At 34.1% G+C, this 8,375-nt stretch carries 6 protein-coding genes; 5 read left to right on the forward strand and 1 reads right to left on the reverse strand.

Annotated elements, in window-relative coordinates; genetic code table 11:
* Positions 1-1,507: 1,507 nt before the first annotated feature.
* From shc to AFK68_RS45905, 5 genes are all read left to right on the forward strand, one after another.
* Complete coding sequence (gene shc, locus AFK68_RS20980) at positions 1,508-3,406, forward strand: squalene--hopene cyclase (protein WP_094674787.1); 1,899 nt, start codon at positions 1,508-1,510, stop codon at positions 3,404-3,406.
* Between the two features lie 62 nt (positions 3,407-3,468).
* Complete coding sequence (locus AFK68_RS43550) at positions 3,469-3,591, forward strand: hypothetical protein (RefSeq protein ID WP_256386616.1); 123 nt, start codon at positions 3,469-3,471, stop codon at positions 3,589-3,591.
* A 136-nt stretch (positions 3,592-3,727) separates the two neighbouring features.
* Complete coding sequence (locus AFK68_RS20985; RefSeq protein WP_094674789.1) at positions 3,728-4,180, forward strand: hypothetical protein; 453 nt, start codon at positions 3,728-3,730, stop codon at positions 4,178-4,180.
* Positions 4,181-4,320: 140 nt separating this feature from the next.
* The coding region (locus AFK68_RS45900; RefSeq protein WP_371357482.1) for a pentapeptide repeat-containing protein at positions 4,321-5,296 on the forward strand (976 nt) is incomplete at its 3' end.
* A 1,244-nt stretch (positions 5,297-6,540) separates the two neighbouring features.
* Positions 6,541-6,958 (forward strand): CHAT domain-containing protein (locus tag AFK68_RS45905; protein WP_168186582.1); only part of this gene is annotated, 418 nt, incomplete at its 3' end.
* A 935-nt stretch (positions 6,959-7,893) separates the two neighbouring features.
* Here AFK68_RS45905 and AFK68_RS21010 read toward each other — a convergent pair.
* Positions 7,894-8,145 (reverse strand): hypothetical protein, encoded by a 252-nt coding sequence (locus AFK68_RS21010; RefSeq protein ID WP_094674799.1) that lies wholly within the window; start codon positions 8,143-8,145, stop codon positions 7,894-7,896.
* Positions 8,146-8,375: the final 230 nt, after the last annotated feature.

Raw genomic sequence — 8,375 nt, forward strand, 5'->3', positions numbered from 1 at the left:
CCCATATTGACAAGGTACAAAAGAATTTTGTTTTCGGGAGTAGGTAGGGTCGTTGCATCTAAGTTCCGTAGGTTGTACTAATTGGGAAAACAGGGAAGAGAAAATCTGAAAAACAACTCTACCTCAGTAACTTGAGAAAGGCTCTATTTAATCTACTTCAATCTATGGAAGATTGAAAGATTATTAATGATATAATTTGAGAAATGATTTGTACAAATTTAACAAAATAATGTTACAAATAACCTTGAGTGATTAAAGAACTTGATTTTTGATGTATCGAACAATAAAAATTAAGTCTAGGATTAATTACTAAGGAATTCAAATAGCTACCAATAGATAAAAAATATATCAAAAATGTCTAAAAGATTATATTAGATAAGCTAACAGACAAACTAGATAAGGAATAGTAAGAAGGAAACTTCCCAGGGTTACTACTTGCATACTGGGAAGCTGGTCTATCTATACAGAATCTAGTTATCTAGTGACAAGAAAATTTTAGGGAAGGTTCCCTAATTTGTTAAAACTCTAAGATTTTCATTTATATTCCCTCAAAGTGCTTCAATAATTGATAATTGATAATGGATAATTGATAATTACCTCTCCCTAAAACGGATTAGATTGAATAAAAGGAAAATAAATTCATTGTTTCTCTGGATCTAGTTGGCTTTAAACCTTAATTATTCGGTAAGTATTATCATTTAGAAACATATATAATACCATTTTGAAAAAAGAATGTTACGAATAGTAAGGGCTATAAAAAGATTTTACAGGAGATTTCCTGTTGACAAAAAAGATGATTTACGGTCTAAAAAATGGTATTGAAGCAATTCCCATGCGACTCCTGACTCCTAATACCATTTCTCATGCATGAATGCTATATATGATTGGGTGGGGAAGTGTGGGAAGTGTGGGTAGGGACGTTGCATAAGGGCGTCCGTACGAGAGAGGTTAAAAGTAGAAAAAACCTATACTAACCAACTAATAATTGTCACGCAACAGACTTTTAATCTTGGTAACTATTTGACTTCAGAAGTCAAGCTGAAGTATAGCATTAATGCATGGTAATTGGTATAACTCCTGACTCCTAAATTGAAGCAATTCCCATGCGACTCCTGACTTCTGACTCCTGACTCCTAAAAAGTCCCCTAGCTATTTGTAGAAAATATTTATCAAATTGGTATAATACCAAAGGTGAAAAAATAATGTTACAAATAATTAGTGGAATTCAAATAATTTGATCTGGTTTGCCTTTGATTAAAAAGCGAGATTCAAGCCAATAAATGATATTTAAGATATTTATTTACAGCAATTTTTAGTAGGATGAGGTATAGTTAAAGACTAATATCTATTCCCTATTTACTAAAGTGATAAAACTTTGTACCTCACTAACTCCGAAAATCCTGTAATCAGGTGTAACCTAAATATTTAAAATTTATCAAACTGGTATGATTACTATTGATTAATTCTTACTTTGAGCAGCAATAACATATATTAAATCGTAGAAAAAATGACAGAAAAAAATACACTAGAGTTGTCTATATTAGCAAGTCAAAAATATCTATTAAATCTGCAACAATCAGACGGATATTGGTGGAGTGAACTAGAATCAAATGTCACAATAACAGCAGAAATAGTTTTACTGCATAAAATTTGGCAAACTGATGATAAAAGACCTCTTGATAAAGCAAAAAATTACCTAATTTCCCAACAACGAGAACATGGTGGTTGGGAATTATTTTATGGGGATGGAGGAGATTTAAGCACTTCTGTTGAAGCTTATATGGCTTTGAGATTATTGGGTGTTTTAAAAACAGATCCAATTCTGATTAAAGCACAAGATTTTATTATTAAAAAAGGAGGTATTAGTTGCAGCAGAATTTTTACTAAATTACATTTGGCTTTAATTGGATGTTTCAATTGGCAAGGTATCCCTTCTATTCCTCCTAGCATAATGCTACTTCCTGAAGATTTTCCATTTACTATTTATGAAATGTCAAGTTGGGCAAGAAGTAGCACTGTTCCACTATTAATTGTGTTTGATAAAAAGCCGATTTTTTCCGTCAACCCCACTATTAATCTGGATGAACTTTATGCCGAAGGAATTAATAATGCTACTTTTGAATTACCTCGTCAATATGACTGGACGGATTTATTTTTGGGGTTAGATACAGCTTTTAAATTTGCAGAAAATTTTAATTTAATGCCTTTGCGAGAAGAAGGATTAAAAGCAGCGGAAAAATGGATTTTGCAAAGGCAAGAAGTTACAGGTGACTGGGGAGGTATTATTCCAGCGATGTTAAATTCTATGTTGGCATTGCGGTGTTTAAACTATGATGTATCTGACCCAGTGGTAGTCCGAGGGTTGGAGGCTATAGATAGATTTGCCGTAGAAACTGAGGATGATTATTGGGTACAACCATGTGTTTCTCCTGTCTGGGATACCGCTTGGGTAATACGTTCGTTAGTTGATTCTGGTATTCCTTCTAGTCATCCGGCGCTGGTTAAGGCTGGAGAATGGTTGTTGCAACAGCAAATTTTGGATTATGGTGACTGGGCAGTTAAGAATAAATTCGGTAAACCGGGGGGTTGGGCGTTTGAATTTATCAATCGTTTTTATCCAGATATAGATGATACGGCAGTAGTAGTTATGGCTTTGGATGCTCTAGAGTTGCCTGATGAGGAATTGAAAAGTCTGGCGATCGCTCGTGCTATGGAGTGGGTAGCTTCGATGCAATGTGAACCTGGGGGTTGGGCAGCTTTTGATGTGGATAATAATCAAGACTGGTTGAATGGTATCCCTTATGGAGATTTAAAGGCGATGATAGATCCGAATACGGCGGATGTAACGGCGCGAGTGTTGGAGATGGTTGGTTGTTGTGGGTTGTCTATGGATGGTCGGCGGGTGAAACGGGCGATCGCTTACTTGGAAAAGGAGCAGGAAGGGGAAGGTTGTTGGTTTGGTAGGTGGGGAGTTAATTATATATATGGTACGAGTGGGGTTATTTCGGCTTTGGCTGTTGTGGCGCGGGAAAGTCACGGAGGTTATATAGAGAGGGGAGCGAGTTGGTTAGTTGGTTGTCAAAATTCGGATGGCGGATGGGGTGAGAGTTGTTGGAGTTATAACGATCCGTCGTTGAAGGGGATGGGGAAAAGTACGGCTTCTCAGACTGCTTGGGCGTTGATTGGTTTATTGGCTGCGGGGGAGGCGACTGGTAATTTTGCGAGGGAGGTTATTGATAGGGGGGTAGATTTTTTGGTATCGACTCAGAAGGATGATGGGAGTTGGTCGGAGTCGGAATTTACTGGTACTGGTTTTCCCTGTCATTTTTATATTAAATATAATTTTTATCCGCAATATTTTCCTTTGATGGCTTTGGGGAGATATGAAAGTTTGCTGGGTGGTTGATATTTTTGAGTGGGGAAGATGGGGTGATGGGGTGAAATTTTTCAACTGCTGAGTCATATTTTTTGAGAAAATCTAATCAGACAACTAGAGGTGAGTCTTCTAAGACTTTTCGATTTTTAGAGGCAAATATTAGTAGAAACGCTCGGAAGTGGCGAGTGATTTTTTGGAAAAATCTAGTCAGATAACTAAAGGTTTGTCTGATTAAATTTTGAGATTTGAGGTACTTTCAAGTTCTAAGTCATTAGAATCTGTTTTAACGTTATTATAAATTTTGCCAAAAAAATAAAGTCTCAAAATTAGCATAAAATAAAACGAAATAAAATGAATGACTTTGATCGAGAACTAAACAGTAAGATAGCCAGGATGCTAGACTCTCAATATTTTCTAGCATTCATTGACCAAACCCTCAAGCAATTTAAGCTAGATTGTTATTATGATGTAATGGATATAGTTGTCGAAGCTCAGAAAATTGCTTTAGAAAAAATTATATCTAGAGAAATTGTTGAAATTAATAAAGTTAGGCTCAGGAGAATTTGTTTTAAGGTCATTAGAAATTTGGCCAACAAAACAAAGTGTCAAAAATCAACAGAAAATAAAACTAAAGAATTAGACCGTAAGATAGACAGGATGCTAGAGTCTAAATCTTTTTTGGCATTTATTGACCAAAAGCTCAAGCAATTTAGATTACATTCTTATTATGATCTAATGGATGTAGTTGTCAAAGCTCGTGAAATTGGGTTAGGAAAAATTATATCTGGAAAAATAGATGTTTAAGCTTTTTAGGAATTTTCGTATTAATTTTTAGTCTCAGTTTAGCAGTAGCTTTAACTGAAATTATTTCTGGTAAACTTTTGGTAAATAGAGTAGTTATTGGAACACTTATACTCACTATTGTAGGAATTATTACTAACGCTTTGCATGACTATAATTCAGATAATATCAATCCTTGGTGGATAGTTATTATCTTAGCTATACCTATTTCCATAACTTTAATATTAATAGCTCAATATCTTGCAAAAAAGATATTAGCGGAAGACGAAAATAATCTTTCTATCCTTAAATTTGCTATTGCCATTGGAACTCTAGGAGGCACCTGTTTTAAAAATGCTAATTTAACCGATGCCGACTTTAGTCACGGCATTCTTAAAAGCACAAATTTTCGATTTGCTAATGCCACTCGCACATTCTGGCGACAAACCAAATATCTAAAATTTGCCAGAGTCGAAGTAACTATATTAGAAAATATAAAAGTCAGAGATTCACTAATAACTGGATTGGGAAAAGAGCAAGAATATATAGGAGCAAATTTGAGAGGATCAAACCTGATAAGTGCCGACCTTAGTAATGCAAATTTAAAACTAGCAGACTTAGGGGAAGCTTCTCTACAAGCTGCCAATTTAAACAACGCAAATTTAACCGAAGCATTAGCAATAGGCACTAATTTTACCACTGCTCAAATGACAGGAATTTGTTTAGAATCTTGGAATATTAACCATACTACTATCCTCGATAATGTTGAATCAAATTATATCTATTTATTGGAAGAAGCTAAACCAGAAACAGACAATAGAGAACGTCGCCCTAGTAGTGGATATTTTCAAGAGGGAGAGTTTACAAAATTATTCACAGAAGTCTTAAATACTGTGGATTTAATTTTCCGAAATGGCGTTGATTTTAAAGCTTTGATGTCATCTTTCCAACAGGTACAAGTAGAAAATGAAGACATCACCATGAAAATTAAAAGCATGGAAAATAGAGGTGATGGAGTAGTGGTAATTAGAATTGATGTACCCCCAGAAACTAATAAAGAAAAAATTCATCGGGAGTTTATGCAATTCTATGATGAAAATGTGAGAGTGCTAGAGGAAAAATATTATCAAGAGTTAGAAGNTTGATGTCATCTTTCCAACAGGTACAAGTAGAAAATGAAGACATCACCATGAAAATTAAAAGCATGGAAAATAGAGGTGATGGAGTAGTGGTAATTAGAATTGATGTACCCCCAGAAACTAATAAAGAAAAAATTCATCGGGAGTTTATGCAATTCTATGATGAAAATGTGAGAGTGCTAGAGGAAAAATATTATCAAGAGTTAGAAGAAACCAAACGACAGATAAATCAAAATATTCAGATAAATCAAAATATTCATAAAAGTGAGAGAAAGTATCAGATAGAGTTAGCAGAAATAAAGAAACAAAATTATCGTTCCGAAGAACAAAATAAAAACATGATGTCTTTGGTCAATCAGATATTTCAAAAATCAACCGCTGCTAATTATTTAGTGACTCTCAATTTTGAAGGAGGAAATTTTGAGACAGGCTTTCCAGCTATTAGAGCTAATATTTGGTCAGATGGTCATCCTTTACCAATTTCTTTAAGTGGTAACTTACCTGGAAATTTAGAAATTCCTCAACTCTATCAAAAGTGGAGCCAAAAATATAAACAATTAAGAGAAGGCTATCGAAATTTAGACTGGATTCCTAGAATCAAAATGAAGAAAGAGCAAACAACAAATTTTTCCAAAAAAGATGCAGAGAAAGGAGTTCAGAAAATAATTGGTCAGATTCAGGAATTAGAGAAAGACTGGCGACTTATCCTTAACAACTGGTGGAACGATCCGAATTTTCACAAAATAGAAAAGGAGTTACGAACTAGATTTAATCCCTCAGATAAAGTACGACTAATTATCCAATCTGAAGATGTTTTAATGCACCGTATTCCGTGGCACTTATGGGATTTTTTCTCTGATTATATATTTGCTGAAGCTGCTATAGGTTTGCCAGAAGCTAACCGAGTTGAAAGGTTAAATATTGCTAGGGAAAAAATTCGCATCTTAGAAATTTTTGGAGATGACAGAGGGATAAATGTTGAGACAGATAAACAATATTTGTCTAGTCTCTTTACGGAAGTATAAATTGTCTCTTTAGTTAAAGCAAGTCGCCAAAAGTTAGATGAAAAATTATGGGATGAAAAAGGTTGGGATATTATTTGTTTTTCTGGTCATAGTCAAAGTGAAGCTGATGGAAGTACCGGATATTTTTATTCAGACAATGAAACAAAAATGACAATTGAGGAATTAGAAAATTACCTGGCAACAGCTATTAGGAAAGGTCTACANCTTTACGGAAGTATAAATTGTCTCTTTAGTTAAAGCAAGTCGCCAAAAGTTAGATGAAAAATTATGGGATGAAAAAGGTTGGGATATTATTTGTTTTTCTGGTCATAGTCAAAGTGAAGCTGATGGAAGTACCGGATATTTTTATTCAGACAATGAAACAAAAATGACAATTGAGGAATTAGAAAATTACCTGGCAACAGCTATTAGGAAAGGTCTACAACTAGCCATATTTAATTCTTGTGATGGATTAGGTTTAGCGAGACAACTTGCTCGGTTACATATTCCGGCAATTATTGTTATGCGAGAAGAAGTTCCAGATGTAGTCGCCCATAAATTTTTACACCATTTTCTCCAGTCATTTACTAATGGAAAATCTCTATATATTTCTGTGCGAGAAGCGAGGGAAAAATTACAAGTAATGGAAAATAAATTTCNCTCCAGTCATTTACTAATGGAAAATCTCTATATATTTCTGTGCGAGAAGCGAGGGAAAAATTACAAGTAATGGAAAATAAATTTCCTGGTGCAAGTTGGTTGCCAGTTATTTGTCAAAATTCCGTAGAAATACCTCCTACCTGGCAAAGTTTACAAATCGCTCATTCTAATTTTGAGGGTAGTTTGACAAAATTATTATCACCTATCGAAACTAAACGGTTTAAACTCCTCACATCAAAGCAAAAAAGTCTGCTTCAACAATATTATGAATTGACAAATCTCTCAGAGCTATCTAAATCTGAAACTGAACAAATGGAAAAAATACTTGAGATAGCAGAATCTGACAATTTACTAAGTTATTGGATTGAAAAAATAGATGGCTTGGTTTATGAGAATTTAGGTTTGTTTACGGAAGAGAAACTTGACTATTATGAGAAGCAAAAAGCAAGGGGTAAAGAATTTTTTGTTAATTAAGATTTTTGTGGCGTGAGTAAAATCTCAAAGAAGCCTAATGTTATATTCTGATAATTTAGGCAGGATATTGTAGCTAGACAAATTAGGTTTAGCCCAACAAATATATTTTTTTTGAGCTAACCTTTGGGAAACAACCTAAGTTTCTCAAGCCAATCTATAAGAGATTGTTTTTCTGATTAGACATTTAGCAGACTCGATAATCAGAAGCTAAAGAAAGTAATTTCTCAATCAATTCCAAAATTCCTGAACTTCTGGATAAAATACCTTTCCAGAATCTTAATAGAGCTAACCAAGAAACAAAACTCATTTAATTACNTTTTTCTGATTAGACATTTAGCAGACTCGATAATCAGAAGCTAAAGAAAGTAATTTCTCAATCAATTCCAAAATTCCTGAACTTCTGGATAAAATACCTTTCCAGAATCTTAATAGAGCTAACCAAGAAACAAAACTCATTTAATTACTTAATAACCGTGGCTTTATCCTCCTTCTTAACTTCTTGCTGAACATCAATCTTAATTTCCTGAACAGAATCATTTCCACGATCTCTTTTATCTACATCCGTCAGAATTTTTATTCCTTGAGGAGTTACTTCAAAATTGAAAATATACCTACCGTTAATCATCTGAATTGTGGTAAAAGCTCCGATGGAAAAAATTAGGACTCCGCAAAGTGGAAAGGTAATTTGCCAGATAGAAAGTTGCCATTTCATAGAATATTTACCTCAGCTCTAGACAGATGTATTTATTAGAGGTTTTCCTACTAATTCAAGACTTAGCAACCTCTCTATTATTTATGTGCTTTTCCAATCTACCTTTGTGACAGTAGCGATCGCCAATCTACAATTAAACATCTCTTTTTTTTATGACTTAATCTGGATTTAGAGCAGTTGCCAAAAATCTTTCTTTGTCAGCGTATTTTGTTAGAGATTCTTTGCATTTG

Source organism: Hydrocoleum sp. CS-953, from assembly GCF_002260545.1.
Lineage (GTDB): Bacteria > Cyanobacteriota > Cyanobacteriia > Cyanobacteriales > Microcoleaceae > Trichodesmium.